The organism is Pseudomonas sp. PB106 (assembly GCF_009764645.1).
Lineage (GTDB): Bacteria > Pseudomonadota > Gammaproteobacteria > Pseudomonadales > Pseudomonadaceae > Aquipseudomonas.
Genome location: NZ_RWIM01000131.1, coordinates 19,059 through 44,405 on the forward strand (window position 1 = coordinate 19,059; position 25,347 = coordinate 44,405).

The following is a 25,347-nucleotide window of genomic DNA, read 5'->3' on the forward strand; positions in this document are numbered from 1 at the left end:
CCAGAACCGGGTTCTCTGATCTGGCGCCATCGCGAGCAGGCTCACTCCTACAGGAGGAACGCATTCCATTGTAGGAGTGAGCCTGCTCGCGATAGCGCTCTTTAATTCACACCAAAACCAAGCTCGAAAACAGTGCCACCAGCATCACTGCTGACCTTCACTTCCCCCCCATGCAATTGCATGATCGACTGCACAATCGCCAACCCCAACCCACCCGAATCCCCCGGCTCTGCCCGTGAAGGATCAACACGGTAAAAGCGATCGAACAGTTTGCCCAGATGCTCCGGCGCAATCGCCGGGCCGTGGTTGTGCACCTGCAACCAGCAGATTCCCGACTCGTCGCGGCGACGCAGGCTGATCACGCTGGCGGGATCGGCATGACGCACGGCATTGGCCAACAGATTGCCAAGCGCCCGTTGCAGCAGTTGCTGATCGGCAAGCAATTCACCGTGCAGTTGATTGTCCAGCCGCAACTCACGGTCGTCCGCCAAGGCTTCAAAGTAATCACACAGCTCACCGCCAACGCTGTGCAAATCCAGCGTTTGCAGATTCAGCGCCCTCTCGGCCTGTTCTGCACGGGCAAGGAACATCAAGTTCTCCGCCATGCGTTTGAGCCGTTCGAACTCTTCCATGTTCGAGGCCAGCACTTCCTGATATTCCGCCGTGCTGCGCGGATGATTCAACGCCTGACCGTTGCTCGCCAACAAGGTGTGCAACGGCGTGCGAATCTCATGGGCGAGGTCAGCGGAGAACTGCGAAAGACGCTGCACGCTGTCGTCGAGCCGCGCCAACATGCCGTTGAGCGCCTGCACCGGTTCGAGCAGTTCGGCGGGCGTGCCATGGGCGGGCAGGCGTTGATCGAGGCTACGCAGATCGATGCCGCGTACCGCTTCGCTCAACTGACGCAACGGTTGCAGGCCCCGTCGTAGCAGCAGGAGACCCAAGGCAAAAGCGAGCAGCGCGCCGAGTCCAACCGATAGATACAAGCGCAGGCGATAGCTGCCAAGCATCTGCTCGCGCTCGCTCAGCACCTTGCCGGCGATGATCGTCAGCGGTTCGCCGTTCGGCCCTTGGGCTTCACCGGATAACAGCGCCAGCTCGGCACCGTCGGGCGCTTGCCACGTCAGCACGTCACGGCGCCGTGGCGTTTGCTCGCGGGGGATTGCGTTGAGGATCGGCAGATCGCGCTGACGCGGGTTGATGGCGATCACACTGGAACCGTCGGCGCGGCGCACCAGCAACAGGCTGTCGAGATTGCCGAGCATGTTCTGATACAGCCGTGGCCGTGCCTGCAAGGCATCGAGGCTGTCGCTGTCGGCGAGCAAAGCGCGCACCTGCTCCAGTCGACCGAGCAAGGCGAGGTCGTCGCGGTAGGCGATTTCCGAGGCCAGGGAGCGATAGAGAAACACGCCAATCGCGCTCAATACCAACGCGCAGACCAGTGCAAACGCCAGCGCCAGACGCCAGGCGATCGACCTAGAGCGCATCTTCAGGGGCTTCCAGTTGATAACCGACGCCGCGCACGGTGTGGATAAGTTTCGGCATGTACGGATCATCGACTTTCGAACGCAGACGCCGCACCGCCACTTCGACCATGTTGGTGTCGCTGTCGAAATTCAGGTTCCACACCTGCGAGGCAATCAGCGTGCGCGACAGCACTTCGCCCTGACGACTGGCGAGCAATTGCAGCAGGGCGAATTCTTTGTTGGTCAGGGCGATGCGCTGGCCACCACGACTGACGCGGCGGCGTAGCACATCGATTTCCAGATCGGCGATGCTGTACGACTCGGCTTCGCGCATCGGCCCGCGTCGCAGCAAGGTGCGCACCCGCGCGAGCAGTTCGGCGAAGGCGAAGGGTTTGAGCAAATAATCGTCGGCACCCAGTTCGAGGCCACGTACGCGGTCTTCGATGGCGTCCTTGGCGGTGAGAAACAGCACCGGCGTGGCCCCGCGCTGGCGGATCAATTGCAGCAATTGCCAGCCATTGAGGCCGGGGAGCATCACATCGAGGATGATCAGGTCGTACTCCTGTTGCTCGATGAAGTAGCGCCCATCGAGGCCATTGAGCGCCACGTCCACGGCAAAACCCGACTCGCCCAGGCCTTTGGCGAGGAAATTCGCGGTTTTGGCTTCATCTTCTACGACCAGCAAACGCATGGCACACCTCGATTATTCAGACACACAGGCTAGGCGCCTTCGGCGGCGTTGCCCATTACAAACTTGTAATCAGACTGACGAGGTTCTGACGAAGACCGGCGATTAAGGTGGCGGCCTTCGCTTCTGGAGCTTGCCCATGACCCTGAAATTCTTGCTCGCCAGCCTGACCCTCGGCCTTAGCGCCGGTGTTTACGCCAGCCCGGAACTGCCGCGTCACGCCGACCTCGACCTGAAAACCGCCCGGCTGCTCGCTGACACCGCCATGGCCAACTGCACCGGCACGGTGTCGGTGCTCGACCGTGGCGGCAACTTGCTGGTGACCCTGCGCGGCGACGGCGTCGGCCCGCACAACACCGCTGCCAGCCAACGCAAGGCGTACACCGCGCTGTCGACCAAAACCGCCACCCGCTTGTTCGCCGAACGCGCCCGCAGCAATCCGGAAACCGCCAATCTCAATACCCTCGACGAATTGCTGCTGCTCGGCGGCGGGATTCCGCTGTTCCTCGACGCTGAACTGGTGGGCGCCATGGGCGTGGCCGGTTCCGGGGGCGGCGAGCAAGACGAAAACTGTGCGATCAAGGCTGCCGAAAAAACCGGTCTGGCCACCACCCGTTCCCAATAAGGAGATGCATCGATGAATACTTTGCGCATGACTTTCGCGGCGCTCGGTCTGAGCGCTTTTTCAAGTTTGGCTCTGGCCGCCGGCAACCCGTTGAGCGTCCACGTGCTCAATCTGGAAAACGGCCTGCCTTCGCCGGGCATCAACGTGACTCTGGAAAAACACGTCGGCCAGGACTGGCAGCCATTGGCTCAAGGCACGACCAACGAACAAGGGCGGATTGCCGAACTGTTCCCGGCCAAGCAGCCTTTTGAAGCGGGTGAATACCGCGTGGTGTTCAAGACCGGCGAGTACTTCAAGAAGGTCAAGCACGACACCTTCTTCCCGGAGATTCCGGTGATTTTCGAAGTGAAGCAGACCGATCAGCACTACCACATCCCGCTGCTGCTCAGCCCTTATGGTTTCTCGACCTACCGCGGTTCCTGAGCCTACTCCCACAGGCTCTGGTTTGCCTGAGATATCGTGGACGGCGGAAAACCCTGTGGGAGCTGGCTTGCCAGCGATGGCGTCCGTTCAGCAGACATCGAGGCCGGCTGATCCACCGCTATCGCTGGCAAGCCAGCTCCCACAGGGTTCGGGTGCATTGTTAGATCGTGGCCAGGGCGCGCAATCGCGTGGCGTCGAGGATTTCGATCTCGCCATAGCCAAGCCCGATAATCCCCTGCCCTTGGAGATCCTTGAGGATCTGGTTGGTAGTCTGCCGCGACAGCGACAGCATCGATGCCAGTTGCTCTTGGGGCAGTTGCAGCACTCGGCGTGGCGCGTCGAGTTCGCCGTAGCCTTCGGCGATCATCAGCAGTCGATGGGCCAGACGCGCCGGGGCTGGCAGCAGGCTCAGTTGTTCGAGGTTGATAAAAGTCAGGCGCAGTTTGTGGCTCATCAGCAACGCCAGATGCCGCCAGTACACCGGCTGTTCGTCGAGCAGTTTCAACAGCGCAGCCTGCGGAATATTCAGCAATGTGCACGGACCGACGGCGTAGGCGTCATGGGTCCGCGGCTGGCCATCGAACAGGCAGATCTCGCCAAACCAGTGCGGCGCTTCCACCAGACTCAACAACGCCTCCTTGCCCTGCTCACTCACCGCGCCGATGCGCACGACGCCGTCGAGTACCGCGTACAGGCCGCATGGCGCATCGCCGCGCTGAAACAGGCGTTGCCCTGCCGTCAGCCGCCGCTCCCGGGCCGCCGCCAGCAAGCTATCCTGAAAGGACGCCGGCAAATGACTGAACCACTGCCCGGTCATCAATCGCGAACGTATTTGCATAAACACTCCTGGACTGTCGCCTGCCTGACAGAGCGAACCCTGATCCCAAGGGATGATGCGATCAACCCTACCGGAGGAACAACAATGAAAAGCCTCGTCGACCACCTCAGTCAATACGCCGCCTACCACCGCGACCCGCGCAACATCGCCAGCCACTTTATCGGCATTCCGCTGATTGTGGTGGCCGTTGCGGTGTTGTTGTCGCGGCCGGAATGGTCACTGGGCGGGTTGTGGATATCTCCGGCGGTTGTCGTGGCGCTGGCCTCGGCGTGGTTTTACTTGCGCCTAGAGGTGAAGCTTGGCGTGTTAATGACCGTGCTGATGGGCCTGTCGGTCTGGGCCGGGCATGTGCTGGCGCAGCAGAGCACCATGGTCTGGCTGAGCAGCGGGTTGGCGATGTTTGTGATCGGCTGGGTGATCCAGTTTGTCGGGCATCACTATGAAGGGCGCAAACCGGCGTTTGTCGATGATGTGTCGGGGCTGATTGTCGGGCCGTTATTTGTCGCGGCCGAACTGGCGTTCATGCTCGGGATGCGGCATGAATTGAAAGAGCAGATCGAGGCGCGGGCGGGGATGGTGCGGGTTAATCCGAACGGTAAAGCGGCGGCTTAGGCCGCTTGAAAGATCGCAGCCTGCGGCAGCTCCTACATCCGATCGTTCCCACGCTCTGCGTGGGAATGCCGCCATGGACGCTCCGCGTCCACTGTGACGCGGAGCGTCACGGGATGCGTTCCCACGCAGAGCGTGGGAACGATCAGTTAAAGGCTGGCGACTTTCTGCCAGACCTTCGGTTTGAAGAACAGGGTTTCACCCTTGGCCAAACCAATCAGGCTGTCGTGATCTTTCACCACTTCGGCCTCGATCAAATCCGTCTGCCCCTCAACCTTCAGCGTCACCCGCGTGGTCGCGCCCAACGGCCGGATATCACGCACCTCAGCCGCATGGTGATCCTCCAGCTCATGTTTGGACAACGACACCTCATGCGGGCGGAACAGCACATGATTGTCGTCGCTCAGCAGCAAGCGGTTCGAATCCCCAAGGAAGTGATAAACAAAGTCGCTGGCCGGGTTTTCGTAGACGTCGCCCGGTGAGCCGATTTGCTCGATCACACCTTTGTTCATCACCACGATACGGTCAGCAACCTCCATCGCCTCTTCCTGGTCGTGGGTCACGAACACCGAGGTCAGGTTGATGTCTTCGTGCAGACGGGCGAGCCAGCGACGCAGCTCTTTACGCACCTTGGCGTCGAGGGCGCCAAACGGCTCGTCCAGTAGCAGCACTTTCGGTTCAACCGCCAAGGCGCGGGCCAAAGCAATCCGCTGACGCTGTCCACCGGACAACTGCTCCGGATAACGATCCGACAGCCAATCCAGTTGCACCATGTTCAGCAGTTCGTGAACCTTGACCGCGATCTGGCTTTCGCTCGGGCGTTGGTTTTTCGGTTTCATGCGCAGGCCGAAAGCGACGTTGTCGAACACGGTCATGTGGCGGAACAAGGCGTAGTGCTGGAACACGAAACCGACGTTGCGATCACGCACATCGTGGCCGGAGACATCTTCACCGTGGAACACGATGTTGCCCTGATCCGGGGTTTCCAGACCGGCAATAATCCGCAGCAGCGTGGTCTTGCCACAGCCCGATGGGCCGAGCAGCGCGACCAGTTCACCGCTGTGAATGTCCAGGCTGATGTTGTCCAGCGCCTTGAACGCATTGAAATTCTTGCTGACGTTACGCACTTCGATCGACATGAATTATTCCTCCGCGGCGCTGGCGCGCAGGCGGTTGATACGGTTTTCGCTCCACTGCTTGGCCAGCAGGATGAAGAGCGCCAGGATCAGCAACAGGCTCGCCACGGCGAACGCGGCCACGTGGTTGTATTCGTTGTAGAGGATCTCGACGTGCAGCGGCAAGGTGTTGGTCACCCCGCGAATGTGCCCGGAGACCACCGACACCGCACCGAATTCACCCATGGCCCGCGCGGTACACAGCACCACGCCATAGATCAGGCCCCACTTGATGTTCGGCACGGTGACATGCCAGAACATCTGCCAGCCATTGGCACCGAGCAGGCGCGCGGCTTCTTCCTCCTGAGTGCCTTGCTCCTGCATCAACGGAATCAGCTCACGGGCCACGAATGGCACGGTGACGAAGATCGTCGCCAGCACAATGCCCGGCAGGGCGAAGACGATCTGGATGTCGTGATCCTGCAACCACGGCCCGAACAGGCCTTGCGCGCCAAACATCAGCACGTAGACCAGACCGGCGATCACCGGCGATACCGAAAACGGCAGGTCGATTAGCGTCACCAGCATGCTCTTGCCACGGAACGAGTATTTGCTCACGCACCACGCGGCGCTGACGCCGAACACCAGGTTCAGCGGCACCGAAATCAGTACGGCGAACACGGTGAGTTTCAGTGCCGATAGGGCATCCGGTTCAAAGATCGCAGTGAAGAATGCACCGAGGCCATTCTTCAAACCCTGCGATACGACGATGAACAGCGGCAGCAGCAGAAACAGGAAGAAGACCAGCCAGCCAAGACCGATCAAGACTCTGCGCGAAGTGGCGCTGCCACGGCGTGCAGCGTTGGCCGAAGAGGCGGCCGCAATAGACGATTGGGACATGGTTCGCGCCTCCTTATGGGGTTTCGATGCGCCGCTGCAGCAAGTTGATCAGCAGCAACAGGACGAAGGAAACCACCAGCATCAACACGCCGATGGCGGTGGCGCCGGTGTAATCGTATTGGTCGAGTTTGACCATGATCAGCAGCGGCAGAATCTCGGTTTTCATCGGCATGTTGCCGGCGATGAAAATCACCGAACCGTACTCGCCGACACCACGGGCAAAGGCCAGGGCAAAACCAGTGAGCCAGGCGGGCAGCAGCGCGGGGACGAGAATATGGCGGAACACCTGCAAAGGCTTCGCACCGAGGCACGCGGCGGCTTCTTCGACTTCACGGGGAATGTCGGCCAGCACCGGTTGCACTGTGCGCACCACGAACGGCAACGTGACGAAGGTCAGCGCGAGGGTGATACCGAGTGGGGTGTAGGCGATTTTGAAGCCGAGATCAGCGGCGAATTGCCCGACCAGACCGGCCGGCGCGTACAACGCGGTCAGCGCGATACCGGCAACGGCGGTTGGCAGCGCGAACGGCAGATCGATCATCGCGTCGATCACCTTGCGCCCCGGGAAGGTGTAGCGCACCAGCACCCACGCCAGCAACGTGCCGATGATGCCGTTGATGATCGCGGCACACAGCGCAGTGCCGAAGCTCAGCTTCAACGCGGCCAGCACGCGCGGTGCGGAGATGATCGCCCAGAACTGATCCCAGGTGAGTTGAGCGGCGTGGACGAACATCGCCGCCAGCGGGATAAGCACAATCAGGCTGAGGTACACCAAGGTGTAGCCCAGCGTCAGCCCGAAGCCGGGTATGACGGGGGAGATACGACGCGACATAAAAGTCCTTGGTTAAAAAGCATTCCGCTGAACGCACCAATGTGGGAGCGAGCTTGCTCGCGAAGAGGGAGTATCAGCCAACTCTACGTCGTCTGACACTCCGCTTTCGCGAGCAAGCTCGCTCCCACATTTTTCGCGCCTGGCTTCAGGCTTGATGTGTGGCTGAAGTCAGATTACTGCGCCTGATAAATCTGGTCGAACACGCCGCCGTCGTTGAAGAATTTCGGTTGCGCGGTTTTCCAGCCGCCGAAGTCTTTGTCGATGGTCACCAGCTCGAGTTTCGGGAACTGCTGGGCGTACTTCGCGGCCACGTCCTTGTCACGCGGACGGTAGAAGTTCTTCGCGGCAATTTCCTGACCAGCCGGGCTGTACAGGTGCTTCAGATAGGCTTCGGCGATCTGCTCGTTGCCTTTCTTCTCGGCGTTTTTGTCGACCACGGCTACCGGTGGCTCGGCGAGGATCGACAGCGAAGGCACGACGATGTCGAACTTGTCAGCGCCGCCATCTTCTTTCAGGGCCAGGAACGCTTCGTTTTCCCAGGCCAGCAACACGTCGCCCTGACCGTTGTTGACGAAGGTGATGGTCGAACCGCGCGCACCGGTGTCGAGGATCGGTACGTGCTTGAACAGGGTCTGCACATATTCTTTGGCTTTGGCTTCGTCACCGCCGTTGGCTTTCAGGCCGTAGGCCCATGCAGCGAGGAAGTTCCAGCGTGCGCCGCCGGAGGTTTTCGGGTTCGGGGTGATCACCGAGACGTCGTTCTTGACCAGATCGCCCCAGTCCTTGATGCCTTTCGGATTGCCCTTGCGAACCAGGAAGACGATGGTCGAGGTGTACGGCGTGCTCGCTTCCGGCAGACGCTTCTGCCAGTCGGCGGGCAGGGTCTTGCCGAGTTTGGCGATTTCGTCGATGTCGCCGGCCAGGGCCAGGGTTACTACGTCGGCGCGCAGACCGTCGATCACCGCACGGCCCTGCTTGCCCGAGCCACCGTGGGATTGCTGGATTTTCACGGTGTCGCCGGCGTGATCTTTCTGCCAGAACTTGATGAATTCAGCGTTGTAGTCCTGATACAGCTCGCGCGTCGGGTCATACGACACGTTGAGCAGTTCGTAATCCTTGGCAACCGCGGAACCGGCAAACACAGCGCTGGCCAGGGCGGCCAAAGCGTAACGGCGAATCGACGACATGGTGAAAGCTCCTGGAATTCTGGTGGTGGCTTTTTCTTATGTATTTCGTAAATCGTGTTGCCGGTTCAAAGATCGTCCGATCGCGGCCCGAACCTGCGGCAGCTCCTACACACAGCCCCCTGTAGGAGCTGCCGCAGGCTGCGATCTTTTGGCTTCAACTCAGCCCGGTTGCTTGCCCGGTTGCTGCAAACGGAATTTCTCTTTGCGTTCGATCTGCACGACCTGCGCGTTGTGCACAGTGATCTCCACCGCGCCGAAACGCAGATCGCGCAAGGCACTCTGGATTTCACGCAAGATGGTGCTTTCGTCCTGACCGTCAACGCTGCGAAGGGATGCGCTCATGGTGCTGCTCCTTTGAATGGGATGTGCCTGGCAGTGGGCGGCACTGCGTTCGGCGTGGGAGCAATATAAGAGAGGCGCGGATATTCTTAAAAAGACTATTTAAGAATGTTTATATAACTGAAAAACTGATCGTTCCCACGCTCTGCGTGGGAATGCAGCCGGCGGCGCTCTGCGGCGCGATTTTGAGGGACGCAGAGCGTCCCAAATGGTATTCCCGCGTAGAGCGCACGGATAAATTTGCTCTGCTTATCCAATCACCGGAGCTATCGCCCAATCTATCTCCTGCGCCGGAACCGGCCGCCCAAACCAGTACCCCTGCCCCAGATCACATTCCTGCTCAAGCAAAAACACCGCCTGTTCAACCTGTTCGATACCCTCGGCATGCACCTGCATGCCCATGCTCCGCGCCAGCGCGATGATTACCCGGACAATCGCCGCATCATCCTCGTCCAACGGCAGCCCGGCGACGAAACCCTGATCGATCTTCAGCTTCTGCACCGGCAAGCGTTTGAGCCGCAACAACGACGAATAACCGGTGCCGAAATCATCGATGGCCAGACGAATGCCCAACTCGCGCAGACGATGCATCTGTTCCAGCGCCACTTCCGGGTCATCCATCACCGCACTTTCGGTGACTTCCAGCTCCAGATAAGCCGGATTCAGCCCGGTGTCATGCAGCACTTGGGCGACCTGCTGATACAGCTCACGCCGGGCGAACAGCCGCGAAGAAACGTTCACCGCGACAAACGACAGCACGATGCCGGCCTGCTGCCATTGGCACATCTGCCGACACGCCTGCTGCATCACCCAGGCATCGATCTCGGCGATCAGCCCGGTGCGCTCGGCAATCGGGATGAATTCCGCCGGCGACACCAGACCGCGCTGCGGATGCTGCCAGCGCACCAGTGCCTCGACACCGATCAGGCGACTGGTTTTCAAGTCATGCACCGGTTGGTAGTAGACGCGCAGTTCCTGCTGCTCCAGCGCGCGGCGCAGTTCGAAAGCGATTTCGACCCGTTGCTGGGCGTGGGCGGTGAGCTCTTCGGTGTACAAGGCATAACCGTCACGACCGCTGCTCTTGGCTTTGAACAGGGCCGCATCGGCATTGCGCAACAGTTGCTCGGCGCTCAGCGCGTCGCTGGGGAACAGGCTGATGCCAATGCTGGTGTTGATGAACAGCTCATGCCCGTCGATGCGAAACGGATCCTTGAGCCCATCGAGAATGCGTTGCGCCAGCGCCGCTGCCTGCCCCGGTTGTGGACAACTTTCCGCCAGCACGGCGAACTCGTCGCCACCGAGGCGCGCCAGAGTGATCCCGGGGCCGAACAACGCCAGCAAACGCGCCGCCACAGCCTTGAGCAAACGATCACCAACGTTATGGCCGAGGCTGTCGTTGATCATCTTGAAGTGATCGAGATCAAGCATCAGCAAGGCACAGCCGCGCTTGTGGATCTGCGCAGACGCCAGCGCCTGCTCGGCGCGGTCGCTGAACAGCAGGCGATTGGGCAGATCGGTCAGCGGATCGTGATGGGCGAGATGCTTGAGCTCATGCTCGGAATCCTTGATCGCGCTGATGTCGGAGAACACCGCGACGTAATGGCTGAGCCGGCCTTGATCATCGTGAATGACCCGGATGGTTTGCCACTGTGGATAAATTTCGCCGCTTTTACGCCGGTTCCAGATTTCGCCGCTCCACTCCCCTTGCGACTCCAATATGGCGAACATGGCCTGATAGAAGCCCGGCGGATGATGGCCGGATTTGAACAGGCTCGGCTGCTGACCGAGGACTTCTTCGCGTTGATAACCGGTGATCTCCATGAACGCCCGGTTGACGTGGACGATCAGGCCTTGATGGTTGGTGACCAACACCCCTTCGCGGGTGCAATCGAACACCGCAGCAGCTTGGCGCAAGCGCTCGCGATCGGCATGCCGTTCTCGCAAACGCGCACCGATCCCGAGAAACGCACACAAGCGCGCCCGCGCCAGAAAGATCAGCCCGGCGCTGACTGCCGCAAACAGGTAACCGTTGATCAGTTGCCATCGCGCCCGATCGACGGAGCTATCGAAGAAATTGTTTAATAAATGATCAGCAGCTTGCAGCCAAACGACGGCAAGCCCGAGATAGAGCAGCGCTGCACGCAAGGCATCGCGATATGTGGCAGACATTCGGCTGTCCATGTCCCTACAAAAAGGTTGGAATTATAGGTCAAGAAACATCCAGCGACTCTTATCTGAAAGGGCGACTGGTTTTATCTGTGTGCTTAGTGATAATGCAACGGCTGTTTTTATCTTTATCGAGGGCCCTATAGCCTATGTGGTACGAAGGTTTTCTTGGCTTGTCGGCCTGGTCTCTGGTCGCAGTCACCCTGCTGATGACCCACGTGACAATTGTCGCCGTGACGGTCTATCTGCACCGCTACTCGGCTCATCGCTCGCTTGAGTTGAATGCCGGCCTGAAGCATTTTTTCCGTTTCTGGCTGTGGCTGACCACGGCGCAGAACACCCGCGAGTGGACCGCCATCCACCGTAAACACCACGCCAAGTGCGAAACCGAAGATGACCCGCACAGCCCGGTCATCAAGGGTTTGTCGACGGTGTTGCGTACCGGCGCCGAGTTGTACCGCGCCGAAGCACAGAACCCGGAAACCCTGCGCATCTACGGTAAGAATTGCCCGGAAGACTGGATCGAACGCAACCTCTACAGCCGCTACCCGCTGCTGGGTGTGGCGATCATGGGCGTCATCGACCTGCTGCTGTTCGGCACCATCGGCATCACCATCTGGGCGATCCAGATGATGTGGATCCCGGTGTGGGCTGCCGGCGTCATCAACGGTCTCGGGCACGCCGTCGGCTACCGCAATTTCGAATGCCGCGATGCGGCGACCAATCTGGTGCCGTGGGGCATCCTGATCGGTGGCGAAGAACTGCATAACAACCATCACACCTACCCTAATTCGGCCAAGCTGTCGGTGAAGAAGTGGGAGTTCGACCTCGGTTGGGCATGGATCAAAGTCTTCAGTTTCCTGCGTCTGGCCAAGGTTCAGCGTGTCGCGCCGATTGCCCACCGCGTTGAAGGCAAGGGCAGTCTGGACATGGACACCGCCATGGCGATCCTCAACAACCGCTTCCAGATCATGGCCCAGTACCGCAAGTTGGTGATCGGCCCATTGGTCAAACAGGAGCTGGCCAAGGTCGATCATTCGGTGCGTCACCAGTTCCACCGCGCCAAACGTCTGCTGTCGCGGGAGACCAGCCTGCTGGAAGACCGCCACCACTTGCGCATCCAGAACATGCTCGAGCACAGCCAGGCGCTGAAAGTAATTTACGAAAAACGCCTGGCCCTGCAGCAGATCTGGGTCAAGACCAGCTCGAATGGCCACGACATGCTCGCCGCCATCAAAGAGTGGATTCACGAAGCAGAAGCCAGCGGCATCCAGTCCCTGCGTGAATTCGCCGACCAGTTGAAAACCTACTCGCTGCGTCCAGCAGCGGTCTAAAGCCATTGATCGGTGCGCCCGCAACCCGGGCGCACCCTTTGGAACTTCCCCTCCAATCCCCTATCTCAATGACACTTCGCCACCTCCGGCGGGTTGTACCGTGGCCGTTGTCGACTTCCGGCACGCCTTTTGAGATTGGTGCCGATGGTCAATAACAACCAGAAAGACTCATCCTTGCCGCAGTGGCCAGAAGCCGCGCAAACCCTTATGGCATTGATGCACGCCCAAGGCGAAGTCGCCCGCCTGAGCGAGCGCGAGCAACTGTTCAGCTCGCTGCTGGTCAGCGTCAACGCGGTGCTTTGGGCCTTCAACTGGGAAACCCGGCAGGTGCTGTACGTCAGCCCCGCCTATGAGCGGATTTTCGGCCATTCCGCAGCGCTTCTGCTGGCCGACTACAACCAGTGGCGCGACAGCATTTACCCCGACGATCTTGAATACGCCGAACGCAGCCTCGCCGAAGTGCTGCACAAAGGCGCGGTGGAAGATCGCGAGTACCGGATCATCGCCGCCGACGGCCAAGTGCGCTGGCTCAGCGACAAATGCTTCATCAATCGCCAGGACGAACCCGGACAACCGGTGATCATCGTCGGCATCGCCGAAGACATCACCGACAAGAAGCACATGGAAACCGAGCTGCATCGCTTGGCGACCACCGACGTGCTGACCCAAAGCAGCAATCGCCGGCACTTCTTCGAGTGTGCCCACCGCGAGTTCGAAGAAGCCCGACTGCAAGGCTCGCCATTGGCGTTTCTGCTGCTGGATATCGATGACTTCAAAGTGATCAACGACAGCTACGGCCATCCGGAGGGTGACAACGTGCTGCAGCGGATTGCCGAGTGTGGACGGGGGTCGTTGCGGCGCGGCGATCTGTTTGGACGCATTGGCGGCGAAGAGTTTGCCGCAGTGTTTCCGGGTTGTGCGCCGGACATGGCCATGCAAGTGGCCGAACGGCTACAGCAGGAGATTCAGCGGCTGAGCTTCAGCCATGACGGCCAGACGTTCGGCATTACTGTCAGTCAGGGCCTGACCAGCCTCACCGAAGAAGACGAAAGCCTCGACAGCCTGTTCGCCCGAGCGGACGCGGCAATGTACGAGGCCAAGCGGCAGGGCAAGAACCGGATTATTTCTGCCTGAGCCGTATCTCAGCTTCACAGAGATTCATTGTAGGAGTGAGCCTGCTCGCGATAGCGGTGTGTCAAACGAACCGTAGGTGTCTGACACTACGCTATCGCGAGCAGGCTCACTCCTACAGGGGTTTGCGTAAGTCGGGCTATTTGCGCATCCGCATCAACTCCGGTAAGCCGATCTTGAGCAACCGCGCCGTGCGGCTCTTCGCCAACTCTTCAATGCCTTCATGCTCGGTCAGGCGCGCCATTTGCGCCGCCATGTTCATCACCAGCGCCTCACGGGAATACACCCCGCCACCGAGCTGGTAGACCGACGCAATCAACTCCCGCAGCTCCAACGGCAACCGCCAGCGCGTACGCAATGCCGAACCGTAGGCAGCACCAAACGCCGCCAGTGCCTCGCCGACCTCCTCCAGCTCATCCAGCGCCCCACCGGCCTGCTGCCACTCCTGCAAACACCGCAACAACGCCAGATCACCGAGCCGATGGAGCATGCCTGCGCAATAACAACGCTCTTGATCAAGATCGAGCAGACGCGCCAACGTGCGTGCGTATTCAGCAGTGTGCAGCGACAGCCCCCAATAGCGCTCGGCATAGTCGGCCAGACACGGATCACTCAGTCTGGCGCTGCGCTTGAGCGCCAAGCCGAGAATCAGATTCATGCTCTGCCCCGTACCCAAGCGATGCAGCGCCTGCGCGAGTGTCTGCACCGGCGCGCCGTGGTGCTGCGCGGCACTGTTGGCCGCAGCGATCAACACGGCAGTGATCTGCGGATCGGTTTTGATCTCATCTTCCAGCAGCTTCAGATCGAGGCCATTAGGATTGAGGCTGCGTTTGACGGCTACCTGCACATCGGTCATCAACGGCGCGCCGTCAGCCTGTTCGCGCCGCCGTTCAAGAAACACTGACAAGGTCATGCCCGGTGCCAGCGTCGGCACTTCACAGAACACTTCTTCCCCGGCATTGAGCAGCAAACCCTGCAAACGCTCAGTCAGGCTTTCCATGTTCAGGGGTTTGGTCAGATACGCCGTCGGCGCCAGCGGTAGTGCCTCACGGACACTGGCACTGTCGTTACGGCTGCTCATCAGAATGAACGGCAGCGGCGGATTGCGTTTGCGCTGGCGCACGCTGCGCAGCACATTCAGACCATCGACGCCGGGCAGCTCCCAATCGACGATGGCAAGGTCATACGGAATTTCGCTGAGCATCGACATGGCTTGTTGGCCGTCGGCGCACAAATCGAGGCGCGCATCGCAACGCACATTGAGCAACACTTGTTTGAGCAGGTCGCGAGACCACGGGTCAGCCTCGGCAATCAACACTCGGGGTACAGCGGGTAAATCAACGGCTGTCATGCGCGCTCTCCCTTGCAATGCCTGAACCTTAGCCAATGCTGGCCATTCGATACAGCGCTAAAGCGTCCGATGTGTTTCGGGGGCGTAAAAAAACCCGCCGAAGCGGGTTTTTTGTCGATCAGGTCACACTGGGTGATCAGAGCTCGGAGAAGCACTCTTCGATGATCGCCAGGCCTTTGTCCAGTTGCTCGTCCGGCGAGGTCAGCGGTACCAGTACGCGCAGAACGTTGCCGTAGGTGCCGCAGGACAGCAGGATCAGACCCTTGTCGCGCGCCTTGGCCACAACCGATGCCACAGCAGCAGCGTTCGGCTTGTGGCTGTCGCCGTTTTCGAACAGCTCGACCGCGATCATCGCGCCCAGAGCACGGACTTCGCCGATCACCGGGTACTTGGCCTGGATAGCCTTGAGGCCGGTGACCAGACGCTCGCCGACTGCCTTGCAACGATCCAGCAGGTTTTCTTCTTCAAACACTTCCATCACGGCCAGGGCCGCGGCGCAAGCGATCGGGCTACCGGCGTAAGTGCCGCCGAGGCCGCCTGGAGCAATGGCGTCCATGTATTCAGCCTTGCCGCACACGCCGGCCAGCGGGAAGCCACCAGCGATGGATTTGGCGAAAGTGGTCAGGTCGGCAGCAACGCCCATCTGTTCCATGGCGAAGAACGTGCCGGTACGGCCAGCGCCGGTCTGCACTTCGTCAGCGATCAGCAGGATGCCGTGCTGGTCGCACAGCGCGCGCAGACGCTTCATGAATTCCTTCGGCGCGACGTAGAAACCACCTTCACCCTGAACAGGTTCGATGATGATCGCGGCGATGTCTTTCGGCTCGGCGTCGTTCTTGAAGATGCGTTCGATGGAAGCGATCGAGTCGTCGATGCTCACGCCGTGCAGTTCGTTCGGGTACAGCGCGCGGAAGATACCGCCTGGCATCAGGCCCATGCCGGCCGAGTAAGGCACGACTTTACCGGTCAGGCCCAGGGTCATCATGGTACGACCGTGATAAGCGCCGGTGAACGCGATCACGCCAGCACGGCCAGTGGCGGCGCGGGCGATTTTCACGGCGTTTTCGACAGCTTCGGAACCAGTGGTAACCAGCAGGGTTTTCTTGGCGAAATCACCCGGGATCTTGGCGTTGATTTTTTCACACACTTCTACGTACGGCTCATAAGCCAGAACCTGGAAGCAAGTGTGGGTCAGCTTGTTCAGTTGCTCGGTCACGGCGGCGATGATTTTCGGGTGCACGTGGCCGGTGTTCAGTACAGCGATACCGCCGGCGAAGTCGATGAACTCACGACCTTCAACGTCAGTCACGGTAGCGTTCTTCGCGGACTCAGCGAAGATCGGGTGAATCTGGCCAACACCACGTGGAACAGCTGCGGTACGGCGGGCCATCAGTTCAGCGTTAGTCTTGCTCATTACAGTCCTCATTCGCCGCTCATCGGGCGGCGTGGTTCAAGGATTAAGCGGGAGGAATCGACGGTGGCAGCATGCGATGATCGACTGCCACGGCGTTCCTGGCCGCAGAGAAAATTCCGGTTTGAAACGACGCAAAGGGACAGCGCTCTCGTGCCCTTTGCGTTTGCAGCGATCCCTTTCTCGGCTTAGATGCCCAGGCAGAGGTATTTGATTTCCAGGTAATCTTCGATGCCGTACTTGGAGCCTTCACGGCCCAGGCCCGAGGCCTTGATGCCGCCGAATGGCGCGACTTCGTTGGAGATCAGCCCGGTATTGACGCCGACCATGCCGTATTCCAGAGCCTCGGCCACACGGAACACACGACCCAGGTCGCGAGCATAGAAGTACGAAGCCAGACCGAACTCGGTGTCGTTGGACATCGCGATCACTTCGGCTTCGTCTTTGAAGCGGAACAGCGGCGCCAGCGGGCCGAAGGTTTCTTCCTTGGCTACGGCAGCATTTTTCGGCACGTTGGTCAGGATGGTCGGCTCGAAGAAGTTGCCTTCCATCGCCTTGCCACCGGCCAGCACGGTGGCGCCTTTGGATACGGCGTCAGCAATGTGTTCTTTGACCTTGGCCACGGCTTTTTCGTCGATCAGCGGGCCAGTGGTGGTGCCGTCTTCCAGACCGTTGCCGATCTTCAGTTTGGCCACGGCCACTTTCAGCTTCTCGGCGAATGCGTCGTAGACCGAATCCTGAATGTACAGACGGTTGGCGCAGACGCAGGTCTGGCCGTTGTTGCGGTATTTGGAAATGATCGCGCCTTCGACGGCCTTATCCAGATCCGCGTCGTCGAACACGATGAACGGCGCGTTGCCGCCCAGTTCCAGCGAGACTTTCTTGATGTCCTTGGCGCATTCCGACATCAGCTGACGACCGATTTCGGTCGAACCGGTGAAGGACAGCTTGCGCACGATCGGGTTGCTGGTCAGCTCGCTGCCGATGTCGCCGGCGCTGCCGGACACGACGCTGAACACGCCCGCAGGAATGCCAGCGCGCTGAGCCAGTTCGGCCAATGCGAAAGCGGAAAACGGCGTTTGCGAAGCAGGCTTGAGCACCATGGTGCAACCGGCGGCCAGTGCCGGGCCGGCTTTACGGGTGATCATCGCCGCCGGGAAGTTCCACGGGGTGATCGCGGCGGTCACGCCGATTGGCTGCTTGATCACGATCAGGCGCTTGTCTGGCTGGTGACCCGGAATCACGTCACCGTAGATGCGCTTGGCTTCTTCGGCGAACCACTCGATGAACGAAGCGGCGTAAACGATTTCGCCCTTGGCTTCGGCCAGCGGCTTGCCCTGCTCGAGGGTCATCAGGCGCGCGAGGTCGTCCTGGTTCTCGATCATCAATTCGAACCAGCGACGCAGCTTGCCGGCACGCTCTTTGGCGGTCAGTGCACGCCAGGCCGGCAGCGCTTTGTCAGCGGCTTCGATGGCACGGCGGGTTTCGGCAGCGCCCATCTTCGGCACGGTGCCGAGGATTTCGCCGGTGGCCGGGTTGTTGACCTTGATCGTCTGACCGTTGTCCGCATCGACCCAAGCGCCATCAATGAAGGCTTGTTGGCGGAACAACTGGGTGTCTTTAAGCTGCATGTCGGCTTTCCTTAACAGCACCGCGGCCTGCGCGGAGCAAATTATGATTGTAGAAAGGCGCCTCGCAAGGCTGCCGTCAGGGAAATCAGTGACCGGGTGTGGCGCATCAACCGTGGACGATTCGAACCACCGGCGCTTCAACACCCCATCAACGAGCGTTTGAAATCTCAAACGGATCGTAGGATCAAAGGGGTTAAAGGACAATAGGTCGTTCGAAAAAAAGAACAAAAACGCCGCTTTTGCCGGATTTTTCAGATCAACGAGCCAAAAGCCCCCGCCGCAGGAAAACCTTAGATCAACCCCGGCAAAGCGCCAAGCGAGGGTTTTGCAGGACGTTACCGCTTTATGGAATACAGCGCTTTGCGCCGACACGCGCACTGACAATCCGCGCCGAAACCCAGCATGGACGCCCCGAGCCGACCTAGGTATGATGTCGCCCGCTGCACCAGTAGCTCAGCTGGATAGAGTACTGCCCTCCGAAGGCAGGGGTCGTGGGTTCGAATCCCGCCTGGTGCACCATTGATTTAAACGAGAAAGCCCCGGACTGTGATGGTCCGGGGCTTTTTTGTGGGCGATGGTTTTAAGAAAAGATTTTTTGGAAACAAAATTACACGACAATCGGGTTCATTAGGCCTGCGGTTTTCGCCACACTACGTAGCCTCACCTGAGCCTTTGCGATCAACGTAAAGACTCGCCAGAACTGGTCGCGGAACAGCCAATGATTGATCAGAACGACACAGCCTATCCTGTAGCCCCTCAAGGGGAGCTTTTGCTTTTTGAAAGCTCCGAAGGCCAGGTACGCCTGGAGTGTCGATTCGAGTCCGAAACGCTTTGGCTATCTCAGTCGATGATTTGCGAACTGTACGGTAAAGCCAAAGCAACCATCAGCGAACATATCAGCCATATTTTTGCCGAGGGCGAGTTGTCAGAGGATTCAGTTGTTCGGTATTACCGAACAACTGCCGCCGACAACAAACCTTACAACGTCAAGTATTTCAGCCTGCCCTTGATTATTGCGGTGGGATACCGCGTCCGTTCCAAGCGAGGAACCCAATTCCGTCGATGGGCCACCCAGGTAATTCAAGAATATCTGGTCAAGGGCTTCGCTATGGACGACGAGCGATTGAGAAACCCTCCCGTGGCACACTCACAGGTGCCTGACTATTTTGACAAGTTGCTTGAGCGCATCCGGGATATTCGAGCCAGCGAAAGACGGGTTTATTTAAGGGTGAAGGATATCTTCGCGATGGCGGCCGATTACGTGCCGTCCAACAAGGATACGACTGCGTTTTTTCAGATCATCCAAAACAAGCTGCATTTCGCCAGCACGGGCCTGACTGCCGCCGAGTTAATTTTCCAGCGCGTTGACGCCTCAAAAGCACATATGGGTCTAACCAACTTCAAGGGAGATGAAGTGCGTAAAAGCGATGTAACAATCGCTAAAAACTACCTCATCCAATAAGAAATCAATGCTCTCAATCGCATCGTTACGATGTGGCTGGACTTCGCGGAAGACCAAGCATTGATGCGCAAACAGGTTTTTCTACGGGATTGGCAGGAGAAGTTGAACCAGTTTTTGGAATTCAACAGCCGCCAGATTTTGCAAGGATCGGGGCACACAAGTAATCAAGCAGCCGAAGAAAAAGGCCGAGCTGAATATGAAATCTATGCCGAACGACGCAGGACTCTGAAAGAGAAAGAAGGCGAACGGGACGCCATTGAAGCACTTCGCCACATTTCACAAAAGAGTCGGCACTGAGCCCACAGCCTTGGATCAGGCAACCAAGACCTGAACCAGCGCCTGAAGCTCAATTTACTCCGTCGTCCAGTCAAACTCATCGTAATCATCGTCGTCCTCTTCCTCTCCAACTTCCTCCTCAAAAACCTCGTCTTCATCAACGACATCTTCTTCCGGCTGGTTGAGCAGAAATTCCTTACGTGCTTCGGTAATAGCGCGCCGCATCTCTTCGCCCTTTTCCGGGCAGTTGAGCAGTTGGGCAATGCGGTCAATTTTCGATGCCACGTTGTCCTCCAGCGTATTGGCAATGTCCCGATATTGCGCGCTTTTGCGGGGCAATGCCAAATGGCTGAGCGGTCACGCGATCAATTTTTCTGCAACTGTTCGAGTCGGGCGTCGAGATCGGCGTTCGGGTAGCGTTTGTGCAGGTTGTTGAACAGGCTGTCGGCCGCTCGCGATTGGCCGGTTTCGCGCAGACGCAGGACTTCGCGCAGTTGCGCGTCGAGGCCATTGACCGGGGTGGCGGCGCGTTTGCTGAGTTTGGCTTGGTCAGCGCCGATGGGTTCGCTCTGCATCGGTGCGGCCATTTCTGCCATCGGTGCGGGTGCGGGCATGGCACCTGCGGGCGCCGACAATGCTTGCGGCGCGTGCTTGCGCGCCAGCGGTGCGGCGGGTTTCGCTGCCGGGGCGAAGTCGGATTGCCCTTGCTGTTCTGGCGCGCGTTGCACCAGCGACAACATCAGGGCGACGCCAACGAGACTGGCGAATGCGACTTGCCAGCGTGGTTTGCGGCATGCATCGAGCCAGCGCTGCCACAGGCTTGCCTGGGGCGCCGGGACCTCGCGGCGGGCAGCGTTGAGGATAAACGCATCGAGGTGCGCTGGTGGTTCAGCGTTGTGTTGCTCACGCACATGTTTGATCAGCGGATCTTCAGGTGTCTGGCGGGCGTCAGTCATGTGAGTACCTCCTCGGCCAGCAGCCGACGCAGTTTTTGCTGGGCGTAGCGCAAGCGGCTTTTGACGGTTTCCAGCGGTGTTTCGGTGAGGCTGGCGATTTGCGCCAGGTCGAGGTCGCCGTGGGCGCGCAGCAGGAACACTTCGCGCTGGTCGGCGGGCAGGGTTTGCAGAGCGCTTTCCAAGCGTTGGCTATCGCGGCTGAGGCTCAGCAGTTGTTCGGGATCATTCGTCTCGTCGCTGACGGCGTGGCTTTGTTCGTCATAGCTGTCGTGCAACGGTTGGTGAGCCCCGTGTTTGCGCCAGTGATCGATCAAACGATTGCGGGCAATCTGGAACAACCACGTACGAAAAGTCGCCCGGCCTTGTGGCTGACTGGCGCTGCGGATCAGGCTCAGCCAGGTTTCCTGAAACACCTCGTCGGCCAGTTCCGCTTTACCGCTCAAACCGAGCAGGAACCGATACAAACCCTGACGGTGACGCGCGTACAAGATCTCGAACGCCGCACCGTCACCCTCGCGATAACGCGCCAGCAGCGATTCATCGCTGCTGGCGGCTGAGCTGTCTGCGGAGGCAAACAGCTGACTGATAAACCCCTTCAGACGACTCACTTATTCAATCCGGCGTTCAGTGGCCAGCGCGTTCGATGCGCTCGAGTTGCGCAAGCTCTGCGCTAACTCGACCAGTTGCACGAACTCGTTGCGCAGGCCAAAACGGTCATCGCCGCGCGCACCACGGGCCAGGGTTTCAGTGTCTTTCAGGCTGAAGTCGCCGGTATAGCGACCGTCCTTAAGCTGCTGGGAAAACGCGGCGACCGCAGCGGCAAAGCGCAGGTCTTCGCTGGCGGGCGCGACCTGATTGGTAATCGGCCGCTCGATCAGCAGACTTTTCCCACCTTCGGGCGGTTGATAACGCACACGCAGCATCGCCAACTCTCCGTTCTTTCCGGAACCAACCGATGCCGATTTGCCGTAACGCAGCGGCTCCAGCCAACCTTTTTCACCCGCAGGAACAATTTCATACAGCGCGGTCACCGTGTGTCCTGCGCCGATTTCGCCGGCATCGACCTTGTCATTGCTGAAATCCTCACGCTTCAACGCGCGGTTTTCGTAGGCGAGCAGGCGATATTCGCTGACCTGCGCCGGGTTGAATTCCACCTGCAGTTTGACGTTTTTCGCCACCACGGCGAGGGTCGAACCCAGTTGGTCCACCAGCACTTTGCGCCCCTCGCGCAGGTTATCGATGTAGGCGTAGTTACCATCGCCCGCGTCGGCCAGTTGTTCCATCAAGTGTTCATTGTAGTTATCCACACCGAAACCCAAGGTGGTTAGCGAGATCCCGGTTTTGCGTTTATCCACAGCCATTTGTTTGAGGCTGTCGAAGTCGCTGACGCCGACATTGAAATCGCCATCGGTGGCCAAGAGGATGCGGTTGATGCCTTTGGGGATAAATGCCTGCTGGGCCATTTGGTAGGCCAGTTCGATGCCGGAAGCGCCAGCGGTCGAACCACCCGCAGTCAATTGCTCGATGGCTGTGAGAATTTTCGCCTTCTCGCGCCCGGATGTAGGTTCAAGCACCACTCTGGATTCGCCGGCATACACCACCAGTGACACGCGATCCTGATCGCGCAACTGATCGACCAGCAATTTCAGCGTGCTTTTGACCATCGGCAGGCCTTCGCGGCGATCCATCGAGCCGGACACATCCACCAGAAACACCAGATTGGCCGGGGCCAGTTCCGCCACGGCGCGATCGGAGGCCTTGATGCCAATCCGCAGCAAGCGGGTGTGTGGGTTCCACGGCGACGCGGCCAGTTCGGTGGTCACTCCAAACGGTGAGCCGTCGCTGGGCAACGCGTAGTCGTAGGGGAAGTAATTGACCATTTCCTCCAGCCGCACGGCGCCTTGCGGCGGCAGACGTCCCTGATTGAGCAGGCGGCGAACGTTGGCGTACGCGCCGGTGTCGACGTCTGCGCTAAAGGTTGAAACCGGGGTTTCGGCGACGTTGTGAACCGGGTTGTCAGCCAGCGCCTGATATTGCTCACGCTGCTCGTCGCGATAGCCCTGTGGATAACTGTCTGCGCTGGGCATCGGCGCAAAACTGGCGATGGGCGCCGAACGGAACATGCGCTTGGCCATCGTGCCAGCCACCGGCATCGTTTCCTGCTGTACCAGCACTTCAGGCTGAGCCGGCGCTGGCACCGCAGCGGAATCGGGTGTGGAAGAAACACCGCAACCGGCGAGCGCCAGCAGCACAGCAACCGCAGCAGGGCGTAAGAAAGGAAGGGACATGGGGCTGACCTCGGGGATGAAGTTGATCATTCATCCACTGAGACGGGCAGCCCTTTCAGTTCGGGTTAAACGCCGCTAAAAAATTTTCAGCGGTGATAACGCCGCACCGCACTGCTGTTACGCAGCACATGACCTTTGATTTTTTCCATCAGCTCGGCGCGAGTCAGACCGGCGGGCAAGGCGTCTGGAGCCAGATCCAGCGCGTAGATCTGGATGATGTAGTGGTGCGCACTGTCGCCCACTGGCGGGCACGGCCCCATGTAATGGGTGTTGCCCTTGCTGTTGGTGCCGCCGACACCTTCGAACGCGGATTTGGCGCCGACGCCCGCCGCAATCTGGTGCGTGGAGGACTTGATGCCGTAGTGAATCCAGTGATCGACGCCCAAACCTTTCTGGCCGTCCGGGTCATGCATGACGATTGCGTAGCTTTGCGTGCCGGCAGGGCCGGCGTTCCAGCTCAGCGCCGGCGACTGGTTCTTGCCGCCGCAACCGGGCGCATCACTGGCCGCAGCCGAAGTGAACAGACGGTTATCGGACACACCCGGGATGCTAAGGGTGAAACGTTCCTGGGCCTGCGCCGGAAACTGCACGCAAAGGGTGACAGCGAGGGCTGCCAGCCAGGGGTTGAGAGAGGTCAATCGGGTCATTCCGGGAGCACCTTGTGCAGTTGGGCCGTCGTCGGCCTGCAAACTATAGCTGTACCGTTCGTGCCGTGGCAGTGGCAAATGGCTGAACCTCGCACCGATGCGCAAACTCACAAGAGAAATGCCCGCGAGGAAGCCGAACATGTCCCTGCACCGCGTCGCCCGTAGCGCAGATGTCCCCCACGACCGTGGCCTAGCCGTTGAAATCGGCGACTGCAAGATTGTGCTGCTGCGCGCAGGCGAGCAGTTGCGGGCCGTTCAGGGCGAATGCCCGCATGCCGGTGCGCCTTTGGCTGACGGCGCGTTGTGTCATGGGCGGTTGATCTGCCCATGGCACAAGGCCGCTTTTCGCGCAGAGGACGGCGCATTGTGTGAGCCGCCCGCCCTCGACAGCCTCAAACGCTATCCACTGGAGCTGCGCGGCGATGAAATTTGGGTTGATGATCAGCCATTGCCGGATCCGCACACCCCTCCGGCGGATGATCCGCGCACGTTCGTGATTGTCGGCGCGGGGGCGGCTGGCACCGCGTGTGCAGCGGCGTTGCGGGAAAAGGGCTTTGGTGGCCGCATCGTCATGATCGACCGCGAGGCCGATGCCGGTTACGACCGCACGGTGCTGAGCAAATTTGTCCTCGCCGGGGAAATGCCACCCGAGGAAACACCGCCACTGCGAGATGAGAATATCTATACAGAGCAGCGCATCGAGCGCCTGGAGAAAGAACTCTCTTCGCTCGACGCCACCAATAAGGCTTTGCATCTGAGCGATGGCCAAGTCTTGCACTACGACGCGGCGGTGCTGGCTACCGGCGGCGAGCCCAACCCATTGGATCTACCGGGAGCGGACCTGCCGCAAGTCTTCGTGCTGCGCTCAAAAGCTCAGGCCGAGCGGATAATGAACACCGCCAGCCCCGATCAACGCGCCGTGATCATCGGCGACAGTTTCATTGCCCTCGAATGCGCTTCGGCCCTGCGCCAGCATGGCCTCGACGTCACCGTACTGGCCCGCCACGCGATTCCCTTCGCCGCTCAGTTTGGCGAAGCCGTCGGCAAGGCCATCCGCTCACTGCATGAAGCACAGGGCGTGAAGTTCATCGATGATCATGAGGCGACCGAAATCATTGGCGACGGCAAAGTCGAAGCGGTACTGCTGAACAATGGACTAAGGCTCTCAGCGGATCTGGTACTGGCCGGAGTCGGTGTGCATCCGGCGACCGAGGCGTTCGCATCACTGCCGAGGGAAAAGGATCAGTCACTGCGCGTCGATGACGGTATGCGCGTGAGCGAAAGCTTGTGGGCCATCGGCGACATCGCCACGTTCCCGCTACAGGGTCAGCCGCAACGCATCGAACACTGGCGCCTGGCTCAACAGCACGCACGCATCGCTGCCGCCAACATGCTCGGTGGCGACGAGCATTACCTCGATGTGCCGTTCTTTTGGACTTGGCATTTCGGCAAGAATTACGACTACCTCGGGCATGCCGAACATTGGGATGAAGTGGAGTTTCTTGGCGAACCCGAACACCCGCCGTTCATTGGGCTGTTTGGTAGAAATGGTGTGTTGGTCGCTGCGGTCGCTTGCGAGAAGGAACGGGCGATGGCCCTGTTGGCCGAAAGGATGAAGCAGCCATTGCCGATGGAAGAAGCCTGGGCACTGGTCCAAGCCTGACCACCGATT

Annotated in this window: 23 protein-coding genes, 1 tRNA gene and 1 pseudogene; 8 read left to right on the forward strand and 17 right to left on the reverse strand. The window is 59.6% G+C overall.

Annotation, left to right across the window (positions count from 1 at the left end):
* Positions 1-101: 101 nt before the first annotated feature.
* Together EJA71_RS18280 and EJA71_RS18285 are read right to left on the reverse strand one after the other, a co-directional pair.
* Positions 102-1,487 carry a heavy metal sensor histidine kinase gene (locus EJA71_RS18280; RefSeq protein ID WP_158959059.1) on the reverse strand — a complete coding sequence of 462 codons (1,386 nt, stop codon included), beginning with the start codon at positions 1,485-1,487 and terminating at the stop codon, positions 102-104.
* Positions 1,477-2,157 carry a heavy metal response regulator transcription factor gene (locus EJA71_RS18285; protein WP_158959061.1) on the reverse strand — a complete coding sequence of 227 codons (681 nt, stop codon included), beginning with the start codon at positions 2,155-2,157 and terminating at the stop codon, positions 1,477-1,479. Before EJA71_RS18285 ends, EJA71_RS18280 begins: the two co-directional genes overlap by 11 nt.
* Before the next feature lie 136 nt (positions 2,158-2,293).
* Here EJA71_RS18285 and EJA71_RS18290 point away from each other — a divergent pair, with 136 nt between their 5' ends.
* Both EJA71_RS18290 and uraH read left to right on the forward strand, forming a co-directional pair.
* The gene (locus tag EJA71_RS18290) at positions 2,294-2,779 is read left to right on the forward strand and encodes a heme-binding protein (RefSeq protein WP_158959063.1); all 486 of its coding nucleotides are present in this window, start codon (positions 2,294-2,296) and stop codon (positions 2,777-2,779) included.
* Between the two features lie 12 nt (positions 2,780-2,791).
* A complete protein-coding gene (gene uraH / locus EJA71_RS18295; RefSeq protein ID WP_016987599.1) occupies positions 2,792-3,202 on the forward strand; it encodes a hydroxyisourate hydrolase in 411 nt (136 codons plus the stop codon).
* A 160-nt stretch (positions 3,203-3,362) separates the two neighbouring features.
* Here the strand turns inward: uraH and EJA71_RS18300 are convergent, their stop codons facing one another.
* Positions 3,363-4,040, reverse strand: a complete 678-nt coding sequence (locus EJA71_RS18300; protein WP_158959065.1) for a Crp/Fnr family transcriptional regulator — start codon at positions 4,038-4,040, stop codon at positions 3,363-3,365.
* An 84-nt stretch (positions 4,041-4,124) separates the two neighbouring features.
* On the opposite strand from EJA71_RS18300, the gene EJA71_RS18305 reads away from it, so the two are divergent.
* Positions 4,125-4,652 (forward strand): DUF962 domain-containing protein, encoded by a 528-nt coding sequence (locus EJA71_RS18305; protein WP_158959067.1) that lies wholly within the window; start codon positions 4,125-4,127, stop codon positions 4,650-4,652.
* Positions 4,653-4,798: 146 nt separating this feature from the next.
* Here the strand turns inward: EJA71_RS18305 and EJA71_RS18310 are convergent, their stop codons facing one another.
* The 6 genes from EJA71_RS18310 to dibA form a co-directional block, all read right to left on the reverse strand.
* Positions 4,799-5,788, reverse strand: coding sequence for a sulfate/molybdate ABC transporter ATP-binding protein (locus EJA71_RS18310; protein WP_102354732.1), 990 nt, complete (start codon positions 5,786-5,788; stop codon positions 4,799-4,801).
* A 3-nt stretch (positions 5,789-5,791) separates the two neighbouring features.
* Positions 5,792-6,664 carry a sulfate ABC transporter permease subunit CysW gene (gene cysW, locus EJA71_RS18315; RefSeq protein WP_034151824.1) on the reverse strand — a complete coding sequence of 291 codons (873 nt, stop codon included), beginning with the start codon at positions 6,662-6,664 and terminating at the stop codon, positions 5,792-5,794.
* Between the two features lie 13 nt (positions 6,665-6,677).
* Positions 6,678-7,496 (reverse strand): sulfate ABC transporter permease subunit CysT, encoded by an 819-nt coding sequence (gene cysT / locus EJA71_RS18320; protein WP_008080019.1) that lies wholly within the window; start codon positions 7,494-7,496, stop codon positions 6,678-6,680.
* A gap of 173 nt (positions 7,497-7,669) precedes the next feature.
* On the reverse strand, positions 7,670-8,683 hold the full coding sequence (locus EJA71_RS18325; protein WP_034151823.1) for a sulfate ABC transporter substrate-binding protein: 1,014 nt from the start codon (positions 8,681-8,683) through the stop codon (positions 7,670-7,672).
* Between the two features lie 159 nt (positions 8,684-8,842).
* Positions 8,843-9,025 (reverse strand): sulfur starvation response protein OscA, encoded by a 183-nt coding sequence (gene oscA, locus EJA71_RS18330; RefSeq protein WP_007917682.1) that lies wholly within the window; start codon positions 9,023-9,025, stop codon positions 8,843-8,845.
* Positions 9,026-9,271: 246 nt separating this feature from the next.
* Positions 9,272-11,191: a phosphodiesterase DibA gene (gene dibA, locus EJA71_RS18335; protein ID WP_158959069.1), complete on the reverse strand. Its 1,920-nt coding sequence runs from the start codon at positions 11,189-11,191 to the stop codon at positions 9,272-9,274.
* Positions 11,192-11,337: 146 nt separating this feature from the next.
* Here dibA and desA point away from each other — a divergent pair, with 146 nt between their 5' ends.
* Positions 11,338-12,522, forward strand: a complete 1,185-nt coding sequence (desA, locus tag EJA71_RS18340; protein ID WP_158959071.1) for a delta-9 fatty acid desaturase DesA — start codon at positions 11,338-11,340, stop codon at positions 12,520-12,522.
* Positions 12,523-12,666: 144 nt separating this feature from the next.
* Positions 12,667-13,656, forward strand: coding sequence for a sensor domain-containing diguanylate cyclase (locus EJA71_RS18345; protein WP_158959074.1), 990 nt, complete (start codon positions 12,667-12,669; stop codon positions 13,654-13,656).
* A gap of 136 nt (positions 13,657-13,792) precedes the next feature.
* Here the strand turns inward: EJA71_RS18345 and EJA71_RS18350 are convergent, their stop codons facing one another.
* The 3 genes from EJA71_RS18350 to gabD form a co-directional block, all read right to left on the reverse strand.
* Positions 13,793-15,004: a response regulator gene (locus tag EJA71_RS18350; RefSeq protein WP_158959076.1), complete on the reverse strand. Its 1,212-nt coding sequence runs from the start codon at positions 15,002-15,004 to the stop codon at positions 13,793-13,795.
* A 136-nt stretch (positions 15,005-15,140) separates the two neighbouring features.
* Positions 15,141-16,418, reverse strand: coding sequence for a 4-aminobutyrate--2-oxoglutarate transaminase (gabT, locus tag EJA71_RS18355; protein WP_008080000.1), 1,278 nt, complete (start codon positions 16,416-16,418; stop codon positions 15,141-15,143).
* A 185-nt stretch (positions 16,419-16,603) separates the two neighbouring features.
* Positions 16,604-18,046 carry an NADP-dependent succinate-semialdehyde dehydrogenase gene (gene gabD, locus EJA71_RS18360; protein ID WP_158959078.1) on the reverse strand — a complete coding sequence of 481 codons (1,443 nt, stop codon included), beginning with the start codon at positions 18,044-18,046 and terminating at the stop codon, positions 16,604-16,606.
* A gap of 442 nt (positions 18,047-18,488) precedes the next feature.
* On the opposite strand from gabD, the gene EJA71_RS18365 reads away from it, so the two are divergent.
* Together EJA71_RS18365 and EJA71_RS18370 are read left to right on the forward strand one after the other, a co-directional pair.
* Positions 18,489-18,565: transfer RNA gene (locus tag EJA71_RS18365), tRNA-Arg, on the forward strand.
* 328 nt (positions 18,566-18,893) lie between these two features.
* Positions 18,894-19,805: pseudogene (locus EJA71_RS18370) on the forward strand (virulence RhuM family protein).
* 54 nt (positions 19,806-19,859) lie between these two features.
* Here EJA71_RS18370 and EJA71_RS18375 read toward each other — a convergent pair.
* The 5 genes from EJA71_RS18375 to EJA71_RS18395 form a co-directional block, all read right to left on the reverse strand.
* Entirely contained in the window at positions 19,860-20,129 is a 270-nt protein-coding gene (locus EJA71_RS18375; protein WP_256671773.1) for a hypothetical protein, read from the reverse strand.
* Between the two features lie 20 nt (positions 20,130-20,149).
* Positions 20,150-20,740 carry a hypothetical protein gene (locus EJA71_RS18380; protein WP_158959080.1) on the reverse strand — a complete coding sequence of 197 codons (591 nt, stop codon included), beginning with the start codon at positions 20,738-20,740 and terminating at the stop codon, positions 20,150-20,152.
* Entirely contained in the window at positions 20,737-21,318 is a 582-nt protein-coding gene (locus tag EJA71_RS18385; RefSeq protein WP_256671775.1) for an RNA polymerase sigma factor, read from the reverse strand. Before EJA71_RS18385 ends, EJA71_RS18380 begins: the two co-directional genes overlap by 4 nt.
* Before the next feature lie 30 nt (positions 21,319-21,348).
* Positions 21,349-23,028: a VWA domain-containing protein gene (locus EJA71_RS18390; RefSeq protein ID WP_158959083.1), complete on the reverse strand. Its 1,680-nt coding sequence runs from the start codon at positions 23,026-23,028 to the stop codon at positions 21,349-21,351.
* Between the two features lie 86 nt (positions 23,029-23,114).
* The gene (locus EJA71_RS18395) at positions 23,115-23,675 is read right to left on the reverse strand and encodes a YbhB/YbcL family Raf kinase inhibitor-like protein (RefSeq protein WP_158959084.1); all 561 of its coding nucleotides are present in this window, start codon (positions 23,673-23,675) and stop codon (positions 23,115-23,117) included.
* A 139-nt stretch (positions 23,676-23,814) separates the two neighbouring features.
* On the opposite strand from EJA71_RS18395, the gene EJA71_RS18400 reads away from it, so the two are divergent.
* Complete coding sequence (locus EJA71_RS18400) at positions 23,815-25,338, forward strand: FAD-dependent oxidoreductase (RefSeq protein ID WP_158959085.1); 1,524 nt, start codon at positions 23,815-23,817, stop codon at positions 25,336-25,338.
* The last annotated feature ends 9 nt before the right edge of the window (positions 25,339-25,347 follow it).